This is a genomic window from Bradyrhizobium sp. T-1, from assembly GCF_053592855.1.
In genome coordinates, this window is record NZ_CM132115.1 from 6140236 (window position 1) to 6162478 (window position 22243).

General features: G+C 63.7%; 22 protein-coding genes. 13 read left to right on the plus strand and 9 right to left on the minus strand.

Annotated features, from left to right (window positions below):
* Positions 1–91 precede the first annotated feature (91 nt).
* Genes cyoD through ACWAT4_RS29455 form a run of 4 tightly spaced genes read right to left on the minus strand, consistent with a single transcriptional unit; the run spans position 92 to position 3942 of the window.
* Positions 92–481: a cytochrome o ubiquinol oxidase subunit IV gene (gene cyoD, locus ACWAT4_RS29440; RefSeq protein ID WP_449728706.1), complete on the minus strand. Its 390-nt coding sequence runs from the start codon at positions 479–481 to the stop codon at positions 92–94.
* The gene (locus ACWAT4_RS29445; RefSeq protein WP_449728707.1) at positions 478–1119 is read right to left on the minus strand and encodes a cytochrome (ubi)quinol oxidase subunit III; all 642 of its coding nucleotides are present in this window, start codon (positions 1117–1119) and stop codon (positions 478–480) included. The genes cyoD and ACWAT4_RS29445 overlap by 4 nt, the downstream gene beginning before the upstream one ends.
* Positions 1119–3119, minus strand: coding sequence for a cytochrome o ubiquinol oxidase subunit I (gene cyoB / locus ACWAT4_RS29450; RefSeq protein WP_212424845.1), 2001 nt, complete (start codon positions 3117–3119; stop codon positions 1119–1121). The genes ACWAT4_RS29445 and cyoB overlap by 1 nt, the downstream gene beginning before the upstream one ends.
* Positions 3109–3942, minus strand: a complete 834-nt coding sequence (locus ACWAT4_RS29455) for a cytochrome ubiquinol oxidase subunit II family protein (RefSeq protein WP_449728708.1) — start codon at positions 3940–3942, stop codon at positions 3109–3111. The genes cyoB and ACWAT4_RS29455 overlap by 11 nt, the downstream gene beginning before the upstream one ends.
* Positions 3943–4167: 225 nt before the next feature.
* Between ACWAT4_RS29455 and ACWAT4_RS29460 the strand changes: the two genes are divergently transcribed.
* Together ACWAT4_RS29460 and ACWAT4_RS29465 are read left to right on the plus strand one after the other, a co-directional pair.
* Complete coding sequence (locus ACWAT4_RS29460) at positions 4168–4386, plus strand: hypothetical protein (protein WP_449728709.1); 219 nt, start codon at positions 4168–4170, stop codon at positions 4384–4386.
* Positions 4387–5187 carry an SDR family NAD(P)-dependent oxidoreductase gene (locus ACWAT4_RS29465; RefSeq protein WP_449728710.1) on the plus strand — a complete coding sequence of 267 codons (801 nt, stop codon included), beginning with the start codon at positions 4387–4389 and terminating at the stop codon, positions 5185–5187.
* 49 nt (positions 5188–5236) lie between these two features.
* Here ACWAT4_RS29465 and ACWAT4_RS29470 read toward each other — a convergent pair whose 3' ends face one another.
* Positions 5237–6550 (minus strand): PQQ-dependent sugar dehydrogenase, encoded by a 1314-nt coding sequence (locus ACWAT4_RS29470; RefSeq protein ID WP_449731281.1) that lies wholly within the window; start codon positions 6548–6550, stop codon positions 5237–5239.
* A 206-nt stretch (positions 6551–6756) separates the two neighbouring features.
* On the opposite strand from ACWAT4_RS29470, the gene ACWAT4_RS29475 reads away from it, so the two are divergent.
* The 4 genes from ACWAT4_RS29475 to ACWAT4_RS29490 all read left to right on the plus strand — a co-directional run bounded on the left by ACWAT4_RS29475 (position 6757) and on the right by ACWAT4_RS29490 (position 10476).
* On the plus strand, positions 6757–7950 hold the full coding sequence (locus ACWAT4_RS29475; RefSeq protein WP_449728711.1) for a urate hydroxylase PuuD: 1194 nt from the start codon (positions 6757–6759) through the stop codon (positions 7948–7950).
* Between the two features lie 146 nt (positions 7951–8096).
* Positions 8097–8954, plus strand: coding sequence for a VOC family protein (locus tag ACWAT4_RS29480; RefSeq protein ID WP_449728712.1), 858 nt, complete (start codon positions 8097–8099; stop codon positions 8952–8954).
* A 79-nt stretch (positions 8955–9033) separates the two neighbouring features.
* Entirely contained in the window at positions 9034–9309 is a 276-nt protein-coding gene (locus ACWAT4_RS29485; RefSeq protein WP_449728713.1) for a hypothetical protein, read from the plus strand.
* Between the two features lie 210 nt (positions 9310–9519).
* The gene (locus tag ACWAT4_RS29490) at positions 9520–10476 is read left to right on the plus strand and encodes a lytic transglycosylase domain-containing protein (RefSeq protein ID WP_449728714.1); all 957 of its coding nucleotides are present in this window, start codon (positions 9520–9522) and stop codon (positions 10474–10476) included.
* 1 nt (position 10477) lies between these two features.
* Here the strand turns inward: ACWAT4_RS29490 and ACWAT4_RS29495 are convergent, their stop codons facing one another.
* The 3 genes from ACWAT4_RS29495 to ACWAT4_RS29505 are packed head-to-tail and all read right to left on the minus strand — an operon-like array spanning position 10478 to position 13422.
* Positions 10478–10861 (minus strand): cupin domain-containing protein, encoded by a 384-nt coding sequence (locus ACWAT4_RS29495; protein ID WP_212424839.1) that lies wholly within the window; start codon positions 10859–10861, stop codon positions 10478–10480.
* Positions 10862–10872: 11 nt separating this feature from the next.
* Entirely contained in the window at positions 10873–11577 is a 705-nt protein-coding gene (locus tag ACWAT4_RS29500; RefSeq protein WP_212297811.1) for an SDR family oxidoreductase, read from the minus strand.
* Positions 11578–11622: 45 nt separating this feature from the next.
* The gene (locus ACWAT4_RS29505; RefSeq protein ID WP_212424838.1) at positions 11623–13422 is read right to left on the minus strand and encodes a thiamine pyrophosphate-binding protein; all 1800 of its coding nucleotides are present in this window, start codon (positions 13420–13422) and stop codon (positions 11623–11625) included.
* Between the two features lie 225 nt (positions 13423–13647).
* Here ACWAT4_RS29505 and ACWAT4_RS29510 point away from each other — a divergent pair, with 225 nt between their 5' ends.
* The 7 genes from ACWAT4_RS29510 (at position 13648) to ACWAT4_RS29540 (ending at position 21067) form a co-directional block, all read left to right on the plus strand.
* Positions 13648–14559 (plus strand): IclR family transcriptional regulator, encoded by a 912-nt coding sequence (locus ACWAT4_RS29510; RefSeq protein WP_249154212.1) that lies wholly within the window; start codon positions 13648–13650, stop codon positions 14557–14559.
* Between the two features lie 142 nt (positions 14560–14701).
* On the plus strand, positions 14702–15946 hold the full coding sequence (locus ACWAT4_RS29515; protein ID WP_449728715.1) for an ABC transporter substrate-binding protein: 1245 nt from the start codon (positions 14702–14704) through the stop codon (positions 15944–15946).
* 27 nt (positions 15947–15973) lie between these two features.
* Positions 15974–16849: a branched-chain amino acid ABC transporter permease gene (locus ACWAT4_RS29520; protein ID WP_449728716.1), complete on the plus strand. Its 876-nt coding sequence runs from the start codon at positions 15974–15976 to the stop codon at positions 16847–16849.
* The gene (locus ACWAT4_RS29525) at positions 16846–19386 is read left to right on the plus strand and encodes a branched-chain amino acid ABC transporter ATP-binding protein/permease (RefSeq protein ID WP_449728717.1); all 2541 of its coding nucleotides are present in this window, start codon (positions 16846–16848) and stop codon (positions 19384–19386) included. Before ACWAT4_RS29520 ends, ACWAT4_RS29525 begins: the two co-directional genes overlap by 4 nt.
* Before the next feature lie 354 nt (positions 19387–19740).
* Positions 19741–20343 (plus strand): hypothetical protein, encoded by a 603-nt coding sequence (locus ACWAT4_RS29530; protein ID WP_449728718.1) that lies wholly within the window; start codon positions 19741–19743, stop codon positions 20341–20343.
* Entirely contained in the window at positions 20340–20669 is a 330-nt protein-coding gene (locus ACWAT4_RS29535) for an HGGxSTG domain-containing protein (protein WP_449728719.1), read from the plus strand. Before ACWAT4_RS29530 ends, ACWAT4_RS29535 begins: the two co-directional genes overlap by 4 nt.
* Positions 20670–20710: 41 nt before the next feature.
* The gene (locus ACWAT4_RS29540; protein WP_212297804.1) at positions 20711–21067 is read left to right on the plus strand and encodes a response regulator; all 357 of its coding nucleotides are present in this window, start codon (positions 20711–20713) and stop codon (positions 21065–21067) included.
* A gap of 164 nt (positions 21068–21231) precedes the next feature.
* On the opposite strand, the gene ACWAT4_RS29545 is transcribed toward ACWAT4_RS29540, so the two are convergent.
* Positions 21232–21969, minus strand: coding sequence for a metallophosphoesterase family protein (locus ACWAT4_RS29545; protein WP_212424832.1), 738 nt, complete (start codon positions 21967–21969; stop codon positions 21232–21234).
* Between the last annotated feature and the right edge of the window lie 274 nt (positions 21970–22243).

Consider the following 22243-nt stretch of genomic DNA (forward strand, 5'->3'; position numbering starts at 1 on the left):
GGCTTCGGTCCGATTGCTTTGCTCGGGCGTTTCCTCCCTAGACTTGGGCCGCTTGTCACAAACAGGCGGCTCTTCTTTTTTGTGTGTGGCGCTAGCTGCGCATCGGCATGATCTGGTCCATCGGCGGCATGTTCTGATTGAGATGCGCCATGATCCAGACAGTTCCACCAACTACCAGGAAGACAACCAGAAGTCCGAAGGCCAGTGCCAGCACGTTGTTGGTGTTGTCGGGCCCTGTGGTGATGTGCAGGAAGAAGACCAGGTGCACGCCCATCTGCGCGATCGCCAGCACGATCAGCGCGACGGGGATTGAGGGCTGCCAGACCAGATCGGTGCCGGCGATGAAGAATGAGGTCGCGGTGAGCAGCAGCGCAAGACCGAGGCCTACGACATAGCCAAGCACCCGCCCGCCGACGCTGTGCTGCTCTTCATCGCCAGGTGCGATGTCATGATCGACATGCATGTGCGTCTGATCGCTCATGCGCCACTCCCAAGCAGGTAGACGACGGAAAACACCCCGACCCAGATAATGTCGAGCGCGTGCCAGAACAGCGCAAAGCACATCATCCGGCGCAGGACGTCGGCGCGAAAGCCCTTTGCAAAGACCTGGGCCATCATGGTGAGGAGCCAGAGCACACCGGCCGATACATGCAGGCCGTGGCAGCCGACCAGCGAGAAGAATGCGGTCAGGAACGCGCTGCGCGACGGGCCATAGCCGCGGGCAACGAGGTCGACGAACTCGTTGAACTCGATGGCCAGGAAGATCAGTCCGAGCACGCAGGTCACGGTCATGCCGAGATAGAACCAGAACCGATTGCGCACATCGGCCGCGATGCCGGCCATACCGCAGGTAAAACTCGAAAGCAGCAGACAAACCGTCTCGATCGCGACGCTGCGCTGCTCGAAAATCTCCGAGCCTTTTGGCCCGCCGGCGGTCTGGTTGACCAGTACCGCATAGGCCGCAAAGAAGCAGGAGAACATCACGATGTCCGAGAGCAAGAAGACCCAGAAGCCGTAAGCGGTGACAATCCGCTTCGGCGCGGGCCCGGGATGCTCGACGACGATGCCGACGTGATGGGGGTCGGCATGCGCGTGGCCGACAGTTGCGGTCATCGACATCAGATCACCCCCGCCATGCTGACGAGGCTGCGCCGCTCCTCGAGATTGAAGCGGTCGATCGCGGCGACCTCGGCAGCCGGAATGACGTACTCGTCATGGTCACGCCAGGCGAAGACGACGAAGGTCGCGAACGCACCGATGCCGCCCAGGATCACCATCCACCAGATGTGCCAGATCAACGCAAAGCCCATGATGGTGGCGAAGAATGCGCAGACGAACCCGGTCGGCGAATTCCGGGGCATCTCGATGTCGTGATACTCGAGCTCTTCGTGCTCGAGCGATTGCTGCCGGGCATGGATCTTCATGTCCCAATAGGCATCCTCGCCGCGGACGTCGGGATGGAAGGCGAAATTGAACACCGGGGGCGGCGACGAGGTCGCCCATTCCAGCGAGCGGGCGTCCCAGGGATCACCGGTGCGGTCCCGCAGGGCCTCGCGGTTGCGGATGCTGACCACGAGCTGCATGATCTGACAGATCACGCCGATCGACAGCACGGCCATCCCGACCGCCGCCACGATCATCCACGGGCGCCACTCCGCGACATCATAGTGCTGCATCCGCCGCGTCATGCCGAGCATGCCGGCGACATAGAGCGGCACGAAGGTGATGTAGAAGCCCGTGAAGGTGAACCAGAACGCCAGCTTGCCCCAGCGTTCGTCGAGACGGAAACCGAACGCCTTCGGAAACCAGTACTCGAAGCCTGCAAAGGCGCCGAACAGGACACCACCGATGATGACGTTGTGGAAGTGCGCGACCAGGAACATGCTGTTGTGGAGCATGAAATCGGCCGGCGGCACCGCGACCAGCACGCCGGTCAAACCGCCAAGGATGAAGGTGACCATGAAACCGACCGCCCACAACATCGGCGTCGCGAAGCGAATGCGGCCGCCATACATCGTGAACAGCCAGTTGTAGATCTTCACTCCCGTCGGTACTGCGATGATCATGCTGGCGATGCCGAAGATGGCGTTGACGTCGGGGCCGGCGCCCATCGTGAAAAAGTGGTGCAGCCAGACCATGAAGGAGATGACGCAGATCGCCATGGTCGCGAGCACCATCGAACGATAGCCGAACAACGCCTTGCCGGAGAACGTCGAGACCACCTCGGAGAAGATGCCGAACGCCGGCAGCACCAGGATGTAGACCTCAGGATGTCCCCAGGCCCAGATCAGGTTCATGAACATCATGACGTTGCCGCCGGCTTCATTGGTGAAGAAGTGGAAGCCGAGATAACGGTCGAGCAGCAGCATCGCGAGCGTGGCGGTGAGGATCGGGAAAGCCGCGACGATCAGGAGGTTCGAGGCCAGCGTGGTCCAGCAGAACATCGGCATGCGCAGATAATTCATGCCCTTGGTGCGAAGCTTCAGTACGGTCGTGACGAGGTTGATGCCCGCGACCAGCGTGCCGACGCCGGAGATCTGCAGCGACCAGGCATAATAGTCGACGCCGACGCCGGGCGAGTAGGACAGCTCCGACAGCGGCGGAAAAGCGAGCCAGCCGGTACGCGCGAACTCACCGATTACGAGCGACAGATTGACCAGCAGCGCGCCGGTCGCGGTCAGCCAGAAGCCGACGGAATTCAGCGTCGGGAACGCGACGTCGCGCACCCCAAGCTGAAGCGGCACGACCAGATTCATCAGCCCGATCACGAAGGGCATCGCCACGAAGAAGATCATGATGGTGCCGTGCGCGGAGAAGATCTGGTTGTAGTGCTCGGGCGGAAGATAGCCCTGCGACTGATAGGCAATCGCCTGCTGGATCCGCATCATGATGGCATCGCTGCCACCGCGCAGCAGCATCACCGAGGCCAGCAGGATGTACATGACCCCGATGCGCTTGTGATCGACGCTGGTGATCCATTCGTGCCAAAGATAGGGCAGATGGCCCTTTACGACGACCCACGTCAGCACGGCGAGGATCCCGACCAGCACCACGGCGCCGGCGATCAGCGGAATGGGCTGATCGAACGGGATGGCCGACCAGTCGAGCTTACCGAGCATCAACGCCTCCACTGTGGGGACGGCCGGCATCGGAGACGAGCTCCGGCCCTGGCCCCGGCGGAATGTGCTGGGTCGCAATCAGATCAAACAGGCGCGGATCGGCGAGCCGATAGGTCGGCTTGCCCTTCTCGACGCCCTGTTGCATCAGCTTCTTGTAGCTGTCCTCGTTCAGCACCGAACCAGTCTTCGCGGTGTTTGCAACCCAGTCGGGAAAAGACAGCGGCGAAATCACGTTGACGTCGAACATCATGTCCGGAAAGCCGTCGCCGGAGAAATGCGCCGACAAGCCTTGCAGCTTGCCTTCATTGTCAGCGCGCAGGTTCAGCTTCGTCACCATGCCGTTCATGGTGTAGATCATGCTGCCGAGCTGCGGGATGAAGAACACATTCATCACGCTCGACGATGTCAGCTGGATGTTCAACTCGGCGCCGGCCGGCACCGTCAAAGCATTGACCGTGGCGACGCGCTGATCCGGATAAATGAACAGCCATTTCCAGTCCAGCGAAACCGCCTGAATCCGAACCGGACTGCCGGTGCCCGGCACTCGGGCGGCAGGATCGAGCTGGTGCGAGCCGATCCAGGCGACGCCGCCGAGCAGGATCACGGTCAGCGCGGGAATCGCCCAAACCACCATCTCGACACGGCCGGAATAGACGAAGTCGGGTTGGAAGCGCGCCTTCGGATTGGACGCACGAAACCAGAATGCAAAGGCGAGGATCGCGAAGATGGTTGGGACCACGATCGCCAGCATGATGAAGACGGAATCGATCAGGATAGTGCTGTTGGCCGCAGCGACGGGCCCTTGTGGATCGAGCAAATTCATCGGCAAGCCACTGGCGGTTGGGGAGCCCCGGCACAGAACCTAACGCGGGGAAAGGCTCCGCAACAAACGCGATCGCGTGAACTCGGTTCCTCGAACCGCCCGGTCGAGCGCGCGAGGGCATGCAATTCCGTGCGATGTCAATGACATCCGCGCGGGCGGCCGGCCCTTCTCACCCCGCCCCTCCATTGCTATCGTCGGCAAAAAGCAACGGGATGGAACACAGCAATGGCCCGCCTGCCCTATCTCGAGGCCGACCAGGTCGCGCCCGAATATCGCGACATGCTCAAGCGTAACGCCAATCTACATAAGTTGCTGGTCAACTCGCCGGAGATGGCGCGCGCCTTCAATGGCGTCGGCGGCTACATCCGATTCAAGATGAAGATCGACAACGAGCCCACTTACAAAGAGGTACTTCAGCAGTACCCGATCCCAGGAGTGAACTGAATGCGCTTGCAGGACAAGGTTGCGATCGTGGTCGGCGCCGGCCAGAGCCCCGGCGAAGGCATGGGCAATGGTCGCGCGACCGCACTCACCTTCGCGCGTGAGGGGGCGAAGGTGCTGTGCGTCGACCACCATCTGGAATCGGCGCAGGAAACCGTGGACCTGATTACGGCGTCGCACGGCACCGCTGCGGCCTTCAAGGCCGACGTGACCAGGTCCACCGACATCAACGCGATGGTCGCGGACGCGAAATCGCGCTGGGGCCGCATCGACGTGCTGCACAACAATGTCGGCGTCAGCCTGGCCGGCGGCGATGCCGAACTGCTTCAACTCACCGAAGAGGCATTTGACCGCGTCGTCGCCATCAATCTGAAGAGCTGCATTCTCGCGGCCAAGGAAGTCGTCCCGATCATGCGCGCGCAAAAGAGCGGCGCGATCATCAACATCTCCTCGATGGCCGCGATCACGACCTATCCTTACGTCGCCTACAAGGCGACGAAATCGGCGATGATCGCCTTCACCGAACAGCTCGCCTACCAGAATGCCGAATACGGCATCCGCGCCAACGTCATCCTGCCCGGCCTGATGAACACGCCGATGGCCGTCGACACCCGCGCGCGCGAATGGCACAAGACCCGCGCCGAAGTCGAAGCCGAACGCGACAGTAAGGTGCCCCTGCGCAGGAAGATGGGAACGGGCTGGGACGTCGCGAATGCTGCACTGTTCCTGGCGTCGGACGAGGCAAATTTCATCACGGGCGTGACGCTTCCGGTGGACGGCGGGGCGAGCGTGCGGCGAGGATAGGTCTTGCTTCTCCCTCTCCCCGCACGCGGGGAGAGGCGAAGAGAACCGGTCAACGCGGCACGCTCGTCACTCGCCAGATCGTGCCGCCCGTATCCTCCGCCACCAGCAGCGCGCCATCCTTCGCCACGGCAATCCCCACCGGCCGTCCCCACACCTGGCTGTCGTTCACGACAAAGCCCGTGACAAAATCCTCGTACTCGCCAGTCGGCTTGCCATCTTTCATCCTGACGCGGATCACCTTGTAGCCGGTGCGCTTCGACCTGTTCCAGGAGCCGTGCTCGGCGGCGAAGGCGTCGCCTTGATACTCGATCGGAAACTGCGTGCCCTGATAGAAGGTCATGCCGAGCGAGGCGGAATGCGGCTGGATCAGCACATCAGGCACCGTCACCTTGTCCTTGAGGTCTGGCCGGGCGCCGGCGTGACGCGGGTCTTCGTTGTTGCCGATGTAGAACCACGGCCAGCCGTAGAACGCGCCCTCCTTCACGCTGGTGACGTAGTCCGGCACAAGATCGTCGCCGAGACCGTCGCGCTCGTTGGTCGAGCACCAGGGGAGGCCAGTTTGCCGCTGGATTGCAAGGCCGACACAGTTGCGGATACCGGTGGCGTAAAGCTTGCGGTCCTTGCCTTCGGGGTCGAAGGAGAGCACCGCGGCACGCTCGGTCTCATACCCCCAGGACGCGCCGGTCGCTTGCGTGCGCGACCAGGCATCGAGCCCGCCGGGCGGGCTCCCCATGCCCTCAGCGACATTGCTGGCGGAGCCGACCGACACCAGCATCCGCTTGCCGTTAGGCGTGAACACGATGTCGCGGGTAGAATGCCCCGACCCTTGCGCCAGGTTCGCCACCACGATTTCAGCCTTGCCGGACGCCTTCAGGTCTCCGGCGTGATAGGGGAAGCGAACGACGCTGCCGGCATTGGCGACATAGATCCATTGCGGATTGTCACCGTTCGGGAAGAAGGCGATTCCGAACGGACGGCTGAGCCCGCTGGCAAAAGCCTCGTTTGTCGCAACCTTGGCGCCGCCCTCAGCAAGACGCAGCACGCGAATACGCCCCGGTCCGGTCTCCGCAACGAAAATATCGCCATTCGGCGCGACGCGCAGCACGCGTGCGTCGGACAGGCCATCAGCCAGAAGCTCGATCTTGAATCCCTCCGGCACGAGCGGCGTCGCGGCGCCGCGTGCAGTCACGCGCGTGGGGTTGGAAACCGACGGCGAAGCGCCAGGTTTGGCCAGATCCTGCGGACGGATCAGCCTGACGGTGCCGGGCTTGTCGGCCTGCCAGCTGCCATAAGCGTCCTTGCCCTGCAGCACGGGCTCAGCCCGCGCGCCGACGCAGGCGACCAACAGCCATGCGGACGCCATCATGTGCGAAACGCGGATTGTCACGTCACCTTCCTCCCGGACTTCCTCTGCCAAATCCCACGTCAGCTCATGCCCGCACGATGTGCATTTGGTATGACCCATCGTACTGGAAAACGGCGCGGATCGGTGCAACACATTGTAGAGGTTCGACCGCCGGTTGCGGTCATCAAAGCTGCGGCATCGGCGATGCGGTTGATGGGGTGATCATGTGGGGATCGATCGTATCGGAATGGGCAAGCCTGCTGCTGCGCTGGCTGCACGTGGTGGCCGCGATCGCCTGGATCGGCAGCTCGTTCTATTTCATCGCCCTTGACCTCAGCCTCAAGCCCAGCAGCGATCTGCCCGATGGCGTGCAGGGCGAGGCCTGGCAGGTCCATGGCGGCGGCTTCTACCGGATCATGAAATATCTGGTGGCACCTCGCCAGATGCCGGACGAACTGACTTGGTTCAAATGGGAGGCCTACACCACCTGGCTGTCCGGCTTCGCGCTGATGGTGGTGGTGTACTATCTCGACGCCGATTTGTTCCTGGTCGACAAGTCGATCCTCGATCTGACGCCGGTCCAGGCCGGACTCTTCAGCTTCGGCAGCCTCGCGCTGGCCTGGCTGCTTTACGAGACCGCGTGCCGTACCGGGCTCGCGCAGCGCGAGCTACCCTTTGCCATCGGCGGCTATCTGTTCCTGGTCGCGCTCACCTACGCCTTCACCCATGTGCTGAGCGGGCGCGGCGCCTTCAACCAGATCGCCGCGATCATCGGCACCATCATGGTCGCCAATGTTTTCACGTTGATCATTCCGAACCAGAAGAAGATCGTCGCCAGCCTGATCGCCGGCCAGGCGCCTGATCCGAAACTCGGCAAGACCAGCAAGGAGCGCTCGGTCCACAACAACTATCTGACGCTCCCGGTCGTCGTGCTGATGATCAGTAATCACTATCCCCTGCTCTACGCCACGCGCTTCAACTGGATCATCGTTGCGATCGTGCTGGCGCTGGGGCCGGTGATCCGCCATTTCTTCAACGAGGGCCATGCCGGCCGCAAATCGCCGTGGTGGGTATGGGGGGTCGCAGCAGCGGGCGCGATCGCAATCCTGTTCCTGTCCGCGGCCGGCCCGCGCGAGGTCAAGACGAGCGCGTTGTCAGCGCAGCCGACACTCGCCAATGTCGAGGAGATCGTGATGTCACGCTGCAGCATGTGCCACGCGGCCGAGCCGGTCTGGGCCGGCATCGTCACCGCGCCGAAGGGCATTTTGCTCGACGCGCCCGAGCACATCCACCGTAACATCCGCCTGATCGGCCGTGTCGCGGCATGGTCCAACGCAATGCCGCCGGGCAACATCACCGAAATGACCGGCGAGGAGCGCGCCATGCTCGCTGCCTATATCAGCGAGCAGAATCGCTGACGCCGTGACGCGTCGACGCCGCATTTCGCGGAATGAAATTCCGCTTCTCTCGCCGATTTGAAAATGACTCGCGCACCTATCCGGCGTAGACAGGGACAGCGGCCGCTCACGCCGTCCAACGTCATTTTGCATTCGGGGAAATCACAGTGGCCCTCAAGAACGTCATCGGTATCGACCACGCGGTCGTCATGGTGCGGGACCTCGACAAGGCGGCCGAAAACTACAGGCAACTCGGCTTCACCCTCTCTCCGCGCGGCACCCACAGCGCACATATGGGCACCGGCAACTACACCATCATGTTCGACCCGGATTATATGGAGCTGCTCGGCGTGCTGGTGCCGACCGAGCACAACGCGCCGGCCCGCGCCTTTGTCGAGCGGCAGGGCGAAGGCATCGAGCGCATCGCCTTCACCGCCATCGACTCCGCAGCTGGCGCCGAAGAAATCCGCACGCGCGGCTTCACGCCGATCGGCCCGACTGATTTCGAACGGCCGGTGACGCTGCCTGATGGCACGGTCTCGGCCGCCAAATTCCGTACCTTCATGTGGCCGACCGCGGAGGCGCCCGGCGGCGTGCGCATCTTCGCCTGCCAGCACAAGACTCGCGAGACGGTGTGGATTCCCGAGTTAATGATGCACGCCAATGCGGCGAAGCGGATCAGCCAGGTGTTGATTGCGACGCCCGAGCCCACAAGCGAAGCCGCCCATCTGGCGCGGCTGATCGATCGCGACGCGAAGACGCAAGCCGACGGCGCGGTGACCGTGCCCACCGGCGGCGACCGTGCCGACTTGGTCTATCTGACGCTCGACCATCTCGGCAAACGCTATCCCGGTGTGCCGCTTGCCGGCCTCTCCGGGCGCGGTGGCGCAGCGCTGGTTCTCGTCAGCGGCGATCTCGCGGCGACGGAGAAAGCGCTGGGTTCGGCGGGAATCCGTAGTGGAGCCGCGATCGTCGTGCCGCCGGCCAAAGCCAACGGCACCCTGCTCGCCTTCATTGCCGGCTGATTTGAACTAATTCTTTAACGCGCGTTTACCGGGCGGCACTAGGATTCCCTGCTAATCCAAGCCGCCCGGGGCCACGCTCATGTTCAAAGAGGGATCGCCGATCGCGTACGACGCGCCGGCCGAATTGAAGAAGTGGCCGTCGTTGAAGGGCGAGAGGCAGAAGGACCGCGGTCCGCCCTATCTCGTCTATAACGGCACGCTCGCCGACTGCGTCCGCGAGCTCATGGGCAAGCCGATCAAAGGCATCTCGCTCTATGACATCATGACGAAACCGCAAGCAGCCTTCGAGCAGACCGTGTTGTCACCCGGCGATGCCGCCGAGATCGCGATGCGCAAGGACTTTCCCAAGGCGTAAGCGCCACCAGCCTCCCGCACCGTCTTTTGCAGGCCTTGAACCTTCCCGCGGTTCCCGTAGACCGCGGGAGCAGCGCGTTCATGCGGTGGGAACACCGTACTAACACCGGCAGCTTCGTGAAATCGCAGCTTCGCCGCAATTACGGTTAAGAAGTCCTTCTCGCTGGCGCGCCGCTGGTTGTTCCCCCACAGTTCGAGGACTTTTATCGAGATGCGATTTCTCGTCGCGGCTTGCGCTGCTTTCCTGATTCTGATGTGCGACGTCAGCACGCCGCCGACCTGGCAAGCTTCCAGCTTCGACAACGCAACACCCAAGGCAGATCGCGCGCCTTCGCTGGTTCCTCTGGTCGAGATGTTCCTTGCAAGCGTGCAGGCCATTGAGCTCGCCAATGCACACGCATCGTACGAAGAGACGATCGAGCCCCCGCGCGCGGAGGAAACCGCCGTGCAGGCTCCGGCGTCGCCGACTGAACAATTCTGCCGCGCCCTGAAGGAAGCGGCCGAGGAGAGCGGCATTCCCGTGCCGTTCTTCGCTCGCCTGCTCTGGCAGGAGAGCCGCTTCAAATCCAACGAGATCAGCCAGGCCGGCGCCCAGGGCGTCGCGCAATTCATGCCGGAGACCGCCGCCGAGGTCGGGCTTGATGATCCCTTCGATCCCATGAAGGCGTTGCCTGCATCGGCAAAGTTCCTGCGCAAGCTCCGCGACGATTTCGGCAATCTTGGTCTCGCCGCGGCCGCCTATAACGCGGGCCCCGGCCGCATCCAGAAGTGGCTCGCCAAGGAGAGCGAGCTGCCGCGCGAGACGCGCGACTATGTCCGCATCATCACCGGCACCAAGGCGGAAGACTGGATCGAGCGTTCGCAAGCACTCGCGATCCGGATCGACCTGCCGCGCGAGGCGCCTTGTGAAGGCGTCGGCAGCCTGTCCAAGAGCAGGGACGTCGCCTGGGTGCCCGTCAATCTCACGCCATCCACCGCCACCATCATCCGCAAGGCCGAGCAACTGGCGGCGCGGCTCGCGGCAAATCGCGCCCGCAAGCACCTGGTGTCCCTGCTCCGCAAGAACGGCACAACTCACGGCAAGGCGCGCAGCATGATCGCGGCCCGCGCAAAGGGTGCAAAGGCTCACGCCATTCGCGTCGCGGCGCGCGAGCGCTTCTCGGGCTAGCTTAGACCGGCTTCTCGTCATCGGCGACCGGTGAGGTCACTACAAGGAACACGAGATCGGTCAGACCGGAATTCGAGATCGCATGCTCGACGCCGGGCGGCAGGAAAATCACGTCGTGTTTACGCACGACATGGTTCTTGCCGGCAATCTCCATCAATCCCTCGCCGTCGAGCACGTGATAGACTTGCTCTTGCACCTTGTGGTGATGCCGCGCCACATAGGCCATCGGCTGGTACATCGAGATGCGGTAGTCGATGCGACGCGAGCCCGCTGTCTCCGGCATCACCAGCGGCTTCGATAGCGCACCACCAAAATGGTTGGGGAACTCGCGCCAGGGCACTTCCGCAATGTTCCGGATGAAGGCGCCGTTGCTTTCCACAGCCATGCCAGTTCTCCCTAATTCACCAGCGCGCCGCCGTCGACATAGACGATCGAGCCGGTGGCAAAGCCGTTCCTCATGAAACTCGCGATCTGCTGGGCGATGTCCTCAGCCATGCCGACGCGCCCGACCGGCAGCGTCGCCGCCGTCCTGGCCAGCATCTCCTTCCGAGCAGCCTCGGGCATCGCAGCCCGGATCGGCGTGTCGATCACGCCGGGTGACACCGCGTTGACACGCACCGGCGCAAGCTCGAGCGCCAGCGCGCGGGCGAGCGACTCCAGCGCACCATTAGCCGCACTGATGATCGCCGAGTTCGGGCGCGGCCGGACACTGAGGAAACCGGTGACCAGCGTCAGCGAGCCGCCGGGCCGGATATCGGCCTCACGCGCGACGCGCCAGGCGCCCCAGAATTTTCCCTCCATCGTGGCCCGGACCTCCTCCATTGCGACGGTCTTGAACGGCCCGGTGCGAAGCTGCGCGGCCGTCAGCACGACATGATCAACAGCACCGGTGCGCTTGAACAGTTCGGCGACGCTCTGATCGCTGGTGACGTCAGTCGGGATCGCCGTCACCTTCAGCCGCGCGGCGATTGGATCGAGCTTCGCGGCACTGCGCGAGGCGATGACGACATCGGCCCCCTCTGATTTTGCGAGCTCCGCAGTGGCGAGGCCGATGCCTGAGGAGCCGCCGATCACGACGATGTTCTTGCCTGCGAGCGTCATTCCCATCTCCCGATATTCTTGTTGATTGCTTTTGCGAACCGCGAATCAGCCCGGCTGGAAGCGCGTGCCGATGCCGGCCTTGCTCTGGCCGAGGCCCGGCAATTCCCAGACGCCGGCGCCGGAGGGATTGACGTCCGCGGCGATATCGACGTCGATCAGATAGGGCTTGTTGGCAGCGATGCCCTTGCGGATCGCCTCACCGAGATCGCCGGCACGATCGACCCGCACGCCTTCGACGCCGCAGGAGCGCGCCATCGCCGCGAAATCCGGGTTGTAGCGCTCGCCCGTCTCCGGATGCTTGAAGTCGGTGGCAAGCTCGCGGCCGCCGAGATAGCCGCGCTGAAGCCCGCGGATCGAGGCATAGGCGTAATTGTTCCAGACCACCCAGACCACGGGCAGATTATACTCGACCGCCGTGCCCAGCACGTTGGCATGCATGAAGAAGGCGCCGTCGCCGCAAACCGACACGCAAGGGCGATCGGGCGCGGCGAATTTTGCGCCCATCACGCCGGCAACGCCAAAGCCCATCGGGCCAAACCCCATGGAGCCGATCAGCGAGTCGGGCCGCTTCGGCTTGCAGAAGCCGAGCAGCCAGTTGTGGTGCACGCCGATGTCGGAGACGAGGATAGCATCCTCCGGCAACGCCTTGTCGATTTCGGCCGCCGCACGCTGCGGATTGATCGGCGTGGTATCGTCGGAGAAGCCAGGCGCGACGAACTCGTCCCACTCCTTGCGATAGCCGTCGATCTGCGCCAGCCACTTCTTGCGAGCATCCGATTTCTTGAACAGATTGTCGCGGCGATCGAGTTCGCCATGTATCTGCCGCAGGAAGGTGCGGACGTCCGCCATCAAGCCGAGCGCGACCGGATAGTTGCGGCCGATTTCCTCGGGGTCGATGTCGACGTGAATCAATCTCGTCGGCGGGATCGTGAAGGAATAGCCGGGGATCCACGAGCTCGAGGTGCGGTCGTCAAAGCGGACTCCGAGCGCAAGCAGAACGTCGGCCTGCCGCGTGGCGTGATTGGCCTGATAGTGTCCGGCTCGTGCGACGAGGCCGAGTGCGAGCGGATGATTGACATCGAGCGCGCCGAGGCCGCTTGCGGATGCCGCAACCGGAATCTGCAGCCGCTCGGCGAGCTTGCGCAGCTCCTCCGCCGCGCCGCCATAGCGAACACCCTGCCCGACCAGCATCACCGGCCGCTCAGCCGCGAGCAGCATATCGACAGCCTTCTCGACGCCTTCCGGATCGGCGCCGCAGCGGCTGGAGATGTTGGCGCTCCACTCGACCGCCTTCGGCGCTTCCTCGGCCGCCGACTCCATGAAGACGTCGAATGGCACGTCGATCACGACAGGCCCCGGCCGTCCCGTGACCATCGTCTTCCACGCCTGCCGCACCGCGAGCGGCACCATCTCGCCGCGCGTTGGCTGAAACACCTTCTTGCACATCGTGCGCACCGTGGAGGGAAAGTCGGCCTGGTAGTGCCGGTACATTTCCTGGAATGCACCGCGGTTGAACTGGCTGGTCGGCACGTTGCCGGTGATTGCCATGAACGGCACGGAATCGAGATACGCGTTGGCCAGCGAGATCGGCAGATTCGCCGAACCCGGCCCGCAAGAGGTGAAGGTCGCCGTCGGCCTACCGGAGACGCGGTAATAGACGTCCGCCATGAAACCGGCGACGCTCTCGTGATGGACGGAGATCGTCTTGATGTCGGAGGAGCGCTCGTACAGCGCGTCGATGAACTGGATGTTGCCGTGGCCGCAAAGCCCGAACACCTGCGGCACCTTCTCCTGGATCAGATAATCGACAATGACCTGAGCGCCATTGAGCATGTTTTTCGACATCAACCGGTCTCCCTCTCGGCCCATCGACTTCTTGTGTACCGATGCGGAGAACGCGGCGCGGTCATCAGGGGCCGCGGGAAGCCTATTTCTCATAATGCTGTACGTCAATTTATATTGTGGTAGTCTTTCGGCTTGAGGGAACGCGAAGCTCCGCACGGTTGCGCCGGTTGCGTGCTACTGTCGCAAGAACGGAGCCAATTCGATTCACCCGAGGGAGCCTTGTCCTTGAGATCGCGTACCAAGCCGACCACCGGCGAGAAGCCCGCAAGCCCGCGCAAGGCCGCGATTGCCAAACTGGTCCCTGCACCCAAGGCGGATGGCGACGACGAGGCCGAGGACAAGCAGCGCGGTGGCGGCGTTCAATCGCTCGGGCGCGCCTTCTCGATCCTCGAAGAGGTGGCGCGCCATCGCGAAGGAATTGGGCTTGCGGAACTGAGCAAGCTGGTCGGCCTGCACAACTCGACGACGTTTCATCTGGCCAAGACGCTGGTTTCGCTCGGCTACCTCCGCCAGGAGAAGGACAACAAACGGTACCGCATCGGCCGTCCCTTGTTTGCACTCGCCGCATCAGCGCTCGACGAAATCGAGATGGTCAATGTCGCAACGCCTGTGCTGGAGGAGCTGTCGCGCCAGACCGGCGAAAGCGGCCATTTTGCCGTGCGGATGGGCGATGCGGTGGTTGTGATCGCCCGCACCAGCGGTCCCGGCGCGTTTCAGCTCACCGATCGCGTCGGCGTGGTGCGGCCCGCCCATTGCACCGCGCTCGGCAAGATCATTCTGGCGTCGCTGCGCCCCGAGCAGCTCAAGCGCTTTATCGACCGCGCCGAGTTGAAACCGTCGACGCCGAAATCCATCAGCGATGCCGGCGCTCTTATGCGTGAGATCGCCGAAGTGCAGCGCACCGGCGTTGCCTTCGACGACGGCGAGTTCAATCCGGAAGTGCGTTGCGTCGCCGTGCCCGTCACCGATTTCACCGGGCAGGTGATCGGTGCGCTCGGCATTTCCGGGCCGATCTGGCGCCTGTCCAACCAGGCGCTGCACGCCGGTGCGCAGGTCGTGCAGGCCGCCGCCGATCGCCTGTCGGCCGAGTTCGGCGCCAAGGACCGGGCGCACAGGGCCTTTATGCAGAAGGCCTGAGCCGCAACCCAAACGGCGATTTTGCCGGTTGACACCGGCAGTGACGTTCGGGATTATCCTCCCGCATTAGAAAAAGCTCTCTCACAATACCGGATAACCGGCTTTGAAGGGAGGCACGCAATGCACCCGGGAGGAGACAGACATGATCCGCTACCCACGACGGACGTTGTTACGGGCGGGCGCAGCCTTTGCTGGCGCGGCCGCGCTCGGATTTCCCGCGATCGTCAGGGCGCAGACCGAGAAGATCCGGATCGGGCACCTCACCCCGCTCACCGGCTTCCTCGGCGTGATCGGCAGCTACGCGCAGCTCGGGGTGAAGCTCGCAGCGGAGGAGATCAACGCCTCCGGCGGCATCTTGGGCAAGCAGATCGATCTGCTCTCGGAAGACTCGATCAACCCGGCGACCGCGGCGACCAAGGCACAGCGCATGCTGGAGCAGGACGGCGCGGCGGTGCTGCTCGGTGAGATCTCGTCGGCCTCCTCGCTCACCATCATGCAAGTCGCCGAGCGCAACAAGAAGGTGTTCTTCTCGACCGGCGCGCGGTCGGATGCGCTTCGCGGCAAGAACTGCAACAAATACGCGTTCCACTGCGACATTCCGAACACCGTGATGGTGAACGCAGTCGGCACCGCGCTGTCGCAGCAGGGCATGGTGAAGGGCAAGAAGTTCTTCACGCTTACGGCCGACTACATTTTTGGCCATGACCTGCTGAAGGCCGCAAAAACCTTCTTCGGCGCGCATGATGCGAACCTGATCGGCGACGAATTGATCGCAACGGATGTCACCGATTTCAGCCCGTATCTGTTGAAGGTACGACAGGCAAAACCCGACGTGGTTTGCTGCAACCTCGCAGGCAATCAGGTGACGAACCTCGTCAAGCAATATGCCGAGTTCGGCTTCCCCTACCCGTTGGTCGGCTTCAACCTCAACACCGGCGATGCCTGGGCCGCGGGCGCGGGCAATCTCAGCGGCACCTGGCCGACGGTGTGGTATCACACGCTGACCAATCCGACATCGCAGGCTTTCGTCGCCGCCTTCACCAAGAAGTACGGCAAAACGCCGGAGAACCATGCCTGGATCGACTACGTCACGCTGAAGCTCCTGGCGGAGGCGATCAACTCGACGAAATCGACCGACAGCGGCGAACTGATCGCCTATTTCGAGAAGCAGGCGCAATTCGACATCGGCAAGGCGCGCAAGGCGTATTTCCGATGTTGGGATCACCAGCTGGTGCAGGAAGCCTACCCGTTCACGGTCAAGCCAAAGGACCAGATGAAGGACCAGTGGGACATGCTCGTACTGGGCGATGCGGTACCGGCGGCCGGTGATCCGCTGGAATCGATTTACCCGACCAAAGAGCAGAACCCCTGCGAGATGAAGGCCTGACGCGCGCCCTCGCGGCAAGGACGCAACATGCAGTTCGAGTTCTTGCTGGAACAGGTGGTGAATGGCCTCGTGCTCGGAGGCTATTACCTGCTCATCGCACTCGGGCTGTCGCTGATCTTCTCCGTCGGCGGCATCGTCAACCTTGCGCATGGCGCGTTCTACGCGCTCGGCGCCTACATTTGCGTCGAGCTGAGCAGCCGTCTCGGCTTCGGGGCCTCGGTGGTAATCTCGCCGCTCGCCGTCGCGCTGCTCGGCATCCTGTTCGAACGCTTCATCCTGCGCCGTTTCTACACCGCCGATCCGATTCTCAGCCTGCTCGTGACCTTTGGGCTCGCAATGGTCGCAGAGCAGGCGATCCGGATGATCTGGGGCGCGGCACCTGTTACGACCGAGATCCCGCAGAGTTTTCGCGGCTCGGTCATCGTCGGGGACTTCCTGTTCTCGCGCTATCGCTTGCTGATCCTCGCTGCCGTCGCGGCGATTCTGTTGGGAGTCTGGTGGCTCCTGCAAGAAACCTCGTTCGGACGCGTGGTGCGCGCCGGCATCCAACGGCCGGACATGGTCGCAGCGCTCGGCATCCGCCTGCAGCCCTACATGACCGCGATCGTGATGCTCGGCGTCGGTCTTGCCGCGCTCGGCGGTGCGTTCTTTGCCCCGATCACGACGGTGCACCCGGCGATGGGTGCCGAGATCATGACCATCGCTTTCGTCGTGGTCGTGATCGGCGGGCTCGGCAGTTTCTGGGGCGTGGTCATCGCCGCCCTTCTCGTCGGCGTCGTGCGCGGCATCGCCATTCATTTCGAACCCGCGGCGGGCGAGGCCTCGATCTACATCCTGATGTTCCTGGTGCTGCTGGTGCGTCCGCGCGGCCTGCTCGGCGAACGCATCGAGAAGTTCGAATGAGGACCGCCTCGACCATCGAGAGGCTGAAGCCGGTGCTGATCGCGGCTGTGGCAGTGATCGCACTGCCCTTCCTGCTGCGCGCGCTGGGCCTGTCGCTCAACACCGGCACCTGGATACTCGGCCTCGCCATCGCGGCGACGGGGCTCAACCTCTGCATCGGCACGACTGGTCTGGTCTCGTTCGGCCACAGCACCTGGTTCGGCGTCGGCGCCTATGCCGCCGGGCTCATCCAGCTCCGCTTCTTCCCCGGCGCGATCTGGCTGCCGCTATTGGGGTCGATGGTCGTGGTCGCGCTCGCCTCGACCATAACAGGCCTGCTGATCCTGCGCCGGCGTGGCGTCTACTTTTCGCTGCTGACGCTGGCGCTGGCGGCGCTGGTCTACACCACCGCCTTCCGCTGGACGAGCCTCACCGGCGGCGAGGACGGGCTTGGCGGCCTGAAGCGCGGCGGCATCGGCCCCATCAGCTTCGACAGCGCTCTCAACTATTACATCGTGGTCGCGGCGATCGGACTGGCTGTGCTCTATGTGCTGATGCGCCTGGTGCGCTCGCCATTCGGGCATGTACTGGTCGCGATCCGCGAGAACCAGCTGCGCGCGAACTTTCAGGGCTATCCGGTCGAGCGTTACAAGCTCGCGGTGTTCGTGATCTCGGCCGTCGTCACCGGCCTTGCCGGCGCGCTGATCGCGTTTCTGAACTATCTCGTCTCCGCCGAAGCCGTCTCGGTGCCGTTCGCCGGCGAGCTGCTGGCGATGGTCGTGATCGGCGGCATGCGCAGCCTGCTCGGTCCCGCGCTGGGTGCGGTGTTCTTCATCCTGTTCCGCGAGCTGTTCTCGATCTGGACGTCGGACTGGCTGTTCTGGTTCGGCCTCACCTTCGTGGCCTTCGTGATGTATTCGCCCGGCGGCCTCGTCGGCATCGGTTCACTGATCATGCGGCGCCTGCGTCCGCCCGCGGAAGAGACGGCGGCAATGAGCCGGCGCAAGATCTATGACGGCTTGCCACTGCCGGACTTTTTGCGACCGGAGGCGTTGACGGGCACGGTGCTGGAAGTCAGCGGCGTGTCGCGAAAGTTCGGTGGCATTCGCGCGGTGGAGGATGCGAGCCTCAAAGTCGCGTCAGGCGAGATCCACGCCCTGATTGGACCGAACGGTGCCGGCAAGACCACGTTGTTCAACCTGGTCTCCGGTCTCTACACGCCGGACCGAGGGACGATCCGTCTGCAGAGCCGCAACATCGCGGGCGTGCCGGCGAATGCGATCTGCCACCAGGGGCTGGCGCGCTCGTTCCAGATCACGAACCTGTTTCGCGGGCTCTCGATCTACGAGAATCTCCGCCTGTCGCTGCAGGCGCGGCGCGCGATGCGCTTCAACATCTGGAACGACATCGACGCCTACAAGGACATCCACGCCGAGACCGCGGCACTGGTCAAGTTTCTCGGGCTCGAAGGCATCGAGGAGATCGCGGGCGGCGAGCTCTCCTATGGCGGGCAGCGGTTGGTCGATCTCGGTATTGCGCTCGGATCAAAACCGCAGGTGCTGCTGCTCGACGAGCCGCTCGCCGGCCTTGCCGCGGCCGAACGCGAGCGCGTCTCCAACCTGATCAAGAACATCGCGGCCAACATTCCCGTGCTGATCGTCGAGCACGACATCGACCGCGTGCTCGGCTTCTCGCAAACCGTCACCGTGATGAACCAGGGCGAGGTGCTGATGTCCGCCTGCCCCGCCGCCGTGCGGGCCGACCATAGGGTGCAGGAGATCTATACTGGCAAGGGCATTCCCGCCGTCGAACACCGGCGCAACGACAAGCCTGCTGGCACACAAGAGACCGCGCTGCGGCTCGAGCGGGTCAACACGTTCTACGGCAAGAGCCACATCCTCAACGACGCCGCGCTCGACGTCCGCAAGGGCGAGATCGTCGCGCTTTTGGGTCGCAACGGCGCGGGCAAGTCGACGCTGCTGAAAACCATCGCCGGCCTCGTGCCGGCGGCCTCGGGCAGCATTGTCTATCGAGGCGATGATATCGCAAGCCTCGCCGCGCCCGACATCGCCCGCCGCGGCATCGGCTATGTGCCGCAGGGCCGCGGCCTGTTCGCCGGCATGACCGTGCGCGAAAACCTCGCGCTCGGTCGCCTCGCCCGCAAGACCGACGGCAGCGACGGCGTGGCCTGGGACGAGGAGAAGATCCTGCACACCTTCCCGCGCCTGAAGGAGCGCATGAACATCGCGGCCGACTATCTCTCCGGCGGCGAGCAGCAGATGGTTGCGGTCGCGCGTGCCATGTCCGGCAATGTCCGCCTGCTGCTGCTCGACGAGCCGTTCGAGGGCCTCGCGCCCGCGGTGACGCTGGAACTGTTCAGGGTGTTCGATGCACTCCGGCAGCACATGTCGATCGTGATCGTCGAGCACAATCTCGATCTCGTGCTGGCGCTCGCGGACCGTGTCTTTGCGCTGGAGCGCGGCGCTGTGTTCCACCAGGGTCCGGCGGCGCCGCTGCTGAACGACCTCGGCTATCGCAAGCAGATCCTGTGGCTGTAGGCCCGCGTTTCCGTCCGGCATTCCGTCGCGCGGCGGGTGCGCGCCCTTATCCAGACAAAAACCGCGAAAACAACCCCATGCACCGTAGCCGGCGCCAGGCGGTACGAGCGCACTTGCACGGAGCGGCCTTGCGGAATTCCAGAAAATCCGTTTGACACGTCGGGCAAAACAGGCGCACGATGGCATCATCGCGACAATCGCCCGTGCCCACCATGCCCGATCACGGGCGCTTCGGCCCGGCGACGCGAAAACTCCTCATCGACATCTGAAAATCTGAAGCGCCGCGACAGCAGGCGCGCGGCCGGCTCCGCTCGTCGCGGCCTCTCGCGCTTGCGCCGGCAAAGGACCCATCGCATGACGACATCCCTGACCTGCACCGAGACGATGCCCATCGCGGCGGGCAATCACGCCGCGATCATTGCAAGCCCAAATGTAAAGCTCCGCCGCAGGCGCATCGTGATCGACCATCCCGACCCGCGCGCCGGCGAGAAGCTGCTCGCCGAGGCGCTTGGCGTCGTCGACCGCGACGCGCTGCATGGCCTCCTGAGCCAGCTGGTGAAAGCCAGCGCGGTTGCGTGCAAGCCTGAGCAGGGCAATCTGTCCTTCATGATCTCGATGCTGAAGAGCATCGCGCCGAAGGACCCGCTCGAGGCCATGCTGGCGGCACAGATGGTGAGCATCCACGTTGCCTCGATGCGTTGCGCCTGTCGCCTCGCCTGTACCGACGACGTGCCGCAGCAGGAAAGTCTCACGCGCGCCCTGACCCGGCTGGCCCGCACCTACGCAGCCCAGATGGAGGCACTGAGCCGCCATCGCAGCAATGGCGCGTGTGCGATCACGGTGCAGAATCTGTCGGTGCAGGACGGCGGCAAGGCCGTGGTCGGCCATATCACGCAACACGCAAACTTGATCGCTGCGCAGCCGGGCCTCGTAGACGCCGCGGCCATCACCGTATGAGCCACCCCCGCAACACCGTGCCGATGCAGGCCAGCTCGCGCTGCGGCGCGCAGACACGGAACGGCGAAGCCTGCCGCGCGCCGGCGCTGCGCGGCAAAATCCGCTGTCGCATGCACGGCGGAGCATGGGGATCCGGCGCGCCATTTGGAAACAGCAACGCCGTCAAACACGGCTATTTCACCAGCGAGGCGATCGACGAACGGAAGTTAATTCGCACCGTGCTGATCGAGGCAGAGACTCTGCTGCGCAGATTGTCCGCGGGATCGGAAACGGCCCGCAACCCGGACGAGAGCGAAACCAAATGCACCACGCCGGGAACAGAATAGCCTCCTCGCACTTAACAAATGATAGGAAGCGAGGTGCAACCATGGGCCAATCAAAGCCGATCCGGCCGACCGCCATCGTCGTCGAGGATGACGACATTCAGCGAGAGATGCTCGCGCTGCTGCTCGAAGAAAGCAATTTTGACGTGCTCCAGTGCGAGGATGCAGAGACTGCGGCTCTGGCACTGAAAGTCCGGCACCCATCCCTGATGGTCACCGACGTCAATCTGGTCGGGAAAATGGACGGCGTGGACCTCGCTCACTTTGCCCAGCAGTACAACGCCGACATGCGGATCATCGTGATTTCGGGCCGTCCGCTGCCGCGGCCCCTGCCGCCCGGTGCAAAGTTCTTCACCAAGCCGGTCTACCCGACCGTGCTGCTGGCGGAAGCGGGACAGTAGACGCACGCAGGGCTATCGCACATCAGAACCACGTGGGGCGAAGCTCGCCTGCGGCCATCCATCGAGACGCCCGCCTCCGGCGGGCCCTCAGGATGAGTTCGCGTTTTGCGGCGAGATGTTAGACCCGATCCTGCGCAGCATCTCCGTAAGCCCTCAGTAAGCCCTCACCGTTCAACCCATCCCGTTGCAATCGCGCTGGCCCAGGTCGGCATGCCTCTGTCGCGGGCCAGTGCGGCCATGGCCGTGCTGTCGTAGGGCACGTAGCGGATCGTCGCGGACCAGCCTGCGCGGCCGCGCTCCAGAATGGCGTAGCAGGCGTGGGGCGTGCCGACCTCGACCACATAGGGAACGGGCGACCGCCCATCGTAACCGGGCAGCCCAACGCTGCCGGGATTGACGACCATGCGTCCATCCCGCAGGCGGACCACGCGCGGGATATGCGTGTGCCCGCAGAGAATGAGTTCTGCATCGACGCCTTCGGCGCCGGCCTCGATCATGTCGATCGGACTGGCGCGGACGCTGCCGTCGGCCGTGACGTGATCGAGCCAGAAGGCAGCATCGTCCCTGGGAGATGCGTGGCACAGAAACACGTCCTCTCGATAGAGAAGCGTCGACGGCATGCTGGCCATCCAGTCGAAATGCTTGCGCGCGAGCTGCCGGAAATCGCTCCTGGCCGACGTCCCTCTCCGCCAGAGCTCGACGAGAATGCGATCCTGGTCGCCCTGTACCGATGGAAAGCCCCGTTCGATCAGCAGATCTGCCGTCCGGGCCGCCTCGAGCGGGCCGCTGACGTGATCGCCGAGATTCACGATCTCGCGGATGCCAAGCTCGGCGATGTCAGCGAGCACGGCTTCAAGCGCCGGGCAATTGCCGTGGACGTCCGCGATTGCAGCAAATTTCATCTCGCCCTCCCCATGCGGGACGGCCGACGACACTCCGATTGCGGGACGATGCAGAAGTGGCAGGTCGCTTTAGCTGCATTTTGAGAAGCGCCCGCAAGCTGAGTGTCAAATCGGCGCCGTGCGGAAAGCTATCATCGCGATCGCAGCGCGGGCAAGTGACGGCTTTGACAAGGCGGCGAAGCTGACGCGAGGTGTTGTGCCGCCATGGCTGGCGGGCCATGCGATAAGGCGCCCTCTCCCGCCATTGGCACGGCTCCCCCAATCATGTAACCCG

Bases quoted from the DNA above. Each gene is read 5' to 3' on its own strand.
- cyoD (WP_449728706.1), bottom strand. From the start codon at position 481: ATGAGCGATCAGACGCACATGCATGTCGATCATGACATCGCACCTGGC.
- ACWAT4_RS29445 (WP_449728707.1), bottom strand. From the start codon at position 1,119: ATGTCGATGACCGCAACTGTCGGCCACGCGCATGCCGACCCCCATCAC.
- cyoB (WP_212424845.1), bottom strand. From the start codon at position 3,119: ATGCTCGGTAAGCTCGACTGGTCGGCCATCCCGTTCGATCAGCCCATT.
- ACWAT4_RS29455 (WP_449728708.1), bottom strand. From the start codon at position 3,942: ATGAATTTGCTCGATCCACAAGGGCCCGTCGCTGCGGCCAACAGCACT.
- ACWAT4_RS29460 (WP_449728709.1), top strand. From the start codon at position 4,168: ATGGCCCGCCTGCCCTATCTCGAGGCCGACCAGGTCGCGCCCGAATAT.
- ACWAT4_RS29465 (WP_449728710.1), top strand. From the start codon at position 4,387: ATGCGCTTGCAGGACAAGGTTGCGATCGTGGTCGGCGCCGGCCAGAGC.
- ACWAT4_RS29470 (WP_449731281.1), bottom strand. From the start codon at position 6,550: ATGGCGTCCGCATGGCTGTTGGTCGCCTGCGTCGGCGCGCGGGCTGAG.
- ACWAT4_RS29475 (WP_449728711.1), top strand. From the start codon at position 6,757: ATGTGGGGATCGATCGTATCGGAATGGGCAAGCCTGCTGCTGCGCTGG.
- ACWAT4_RS29485 (WP_449728713.1), top strand. From the start codon at position 9,034: ATGTTCAAAGAGGGATCGCCGATCGCGTACGACGCGCCGGCCGAATTG.
- ACWAT4_RS29490 (WP_449728714.1), top strand. From the start codon at position 9,520: ATGCGATTTCTCGTCGCGGCTTGCGCTGCTTTCCTGATTCTGATGTGC.
- ACWAT4_RS29495 (WP_212424839.1), bottom strand. From the start codon at position 10,861: ATGGCTGTGGAAAGCAACGGCGCCTTCATCCGGAACATTGCGGAAGTG.
- ACWAT4_RS29500 (WP_212297811.1), bottom strand. From the start codon at position 11,577: ATGACGCTCGCAGGCAAGAACATCGTCGTGATCGGCGGCTCCTCAGGC.
- ACWAT4_RS29505 (WP_212424838.1), bottom strand. From the start codon at position 13,422: ATGTCGAAAAACATGCTCAATGGCGCTCAGGTCATTGTCGATTATCTG.
- ACWAT4_RS29515 (WP_449728715.1), top strand. From the start codon at position 14,702: ATGATCCGCTACCCACGACGGACGTTGTTACGGGCGGGCGCAGCCTTT.
- ACWAT4_RS29520 (WP_449728716.1), top strand. From the start codon at position 15,974: ATGCAGTTCGAGTTCTTGCTGGAACAGGTGGTGAATGGCCTCGTGCTC.
- ACWAT4_RS29525 (WP_449728717.1), top strand. From the start codon at position 16,846: ATGAGGACCGCCTCGACCATCGAGAGGCTGAAGCCGGTGCTGATCGCG.
- ACWAT4_RS29530 (WP_449728718.1), top strand. From the start codon at position 19,741: ATGACGACATCCCTGACCTGCACCGAGACGATGCCCATCGCGGCGGGC.
- ACWAT4_RS29535 (WP_449728719.1), top strand. From the start codon at position 20,340: ATGAGCCACCCCCGCAACACCGTGCCGATGCAGGCCAGCTCGCGCTGC.
- ACWAT4_RS29540 (WP_212297804.1), top strand. From the start codon at position 20,711: ATGGGCCAATCAAAGCCGATCCGGCCGACCGCCATCGTCGTCGAGGAT.
- ACWAT4_RS29545 (WP_212424832.1), bottom strand. From the start codon at position 21,969: ATGAAATTTGCTGCAATCGCGGACGTCCACGGCAATTGCCCGGCGCTT.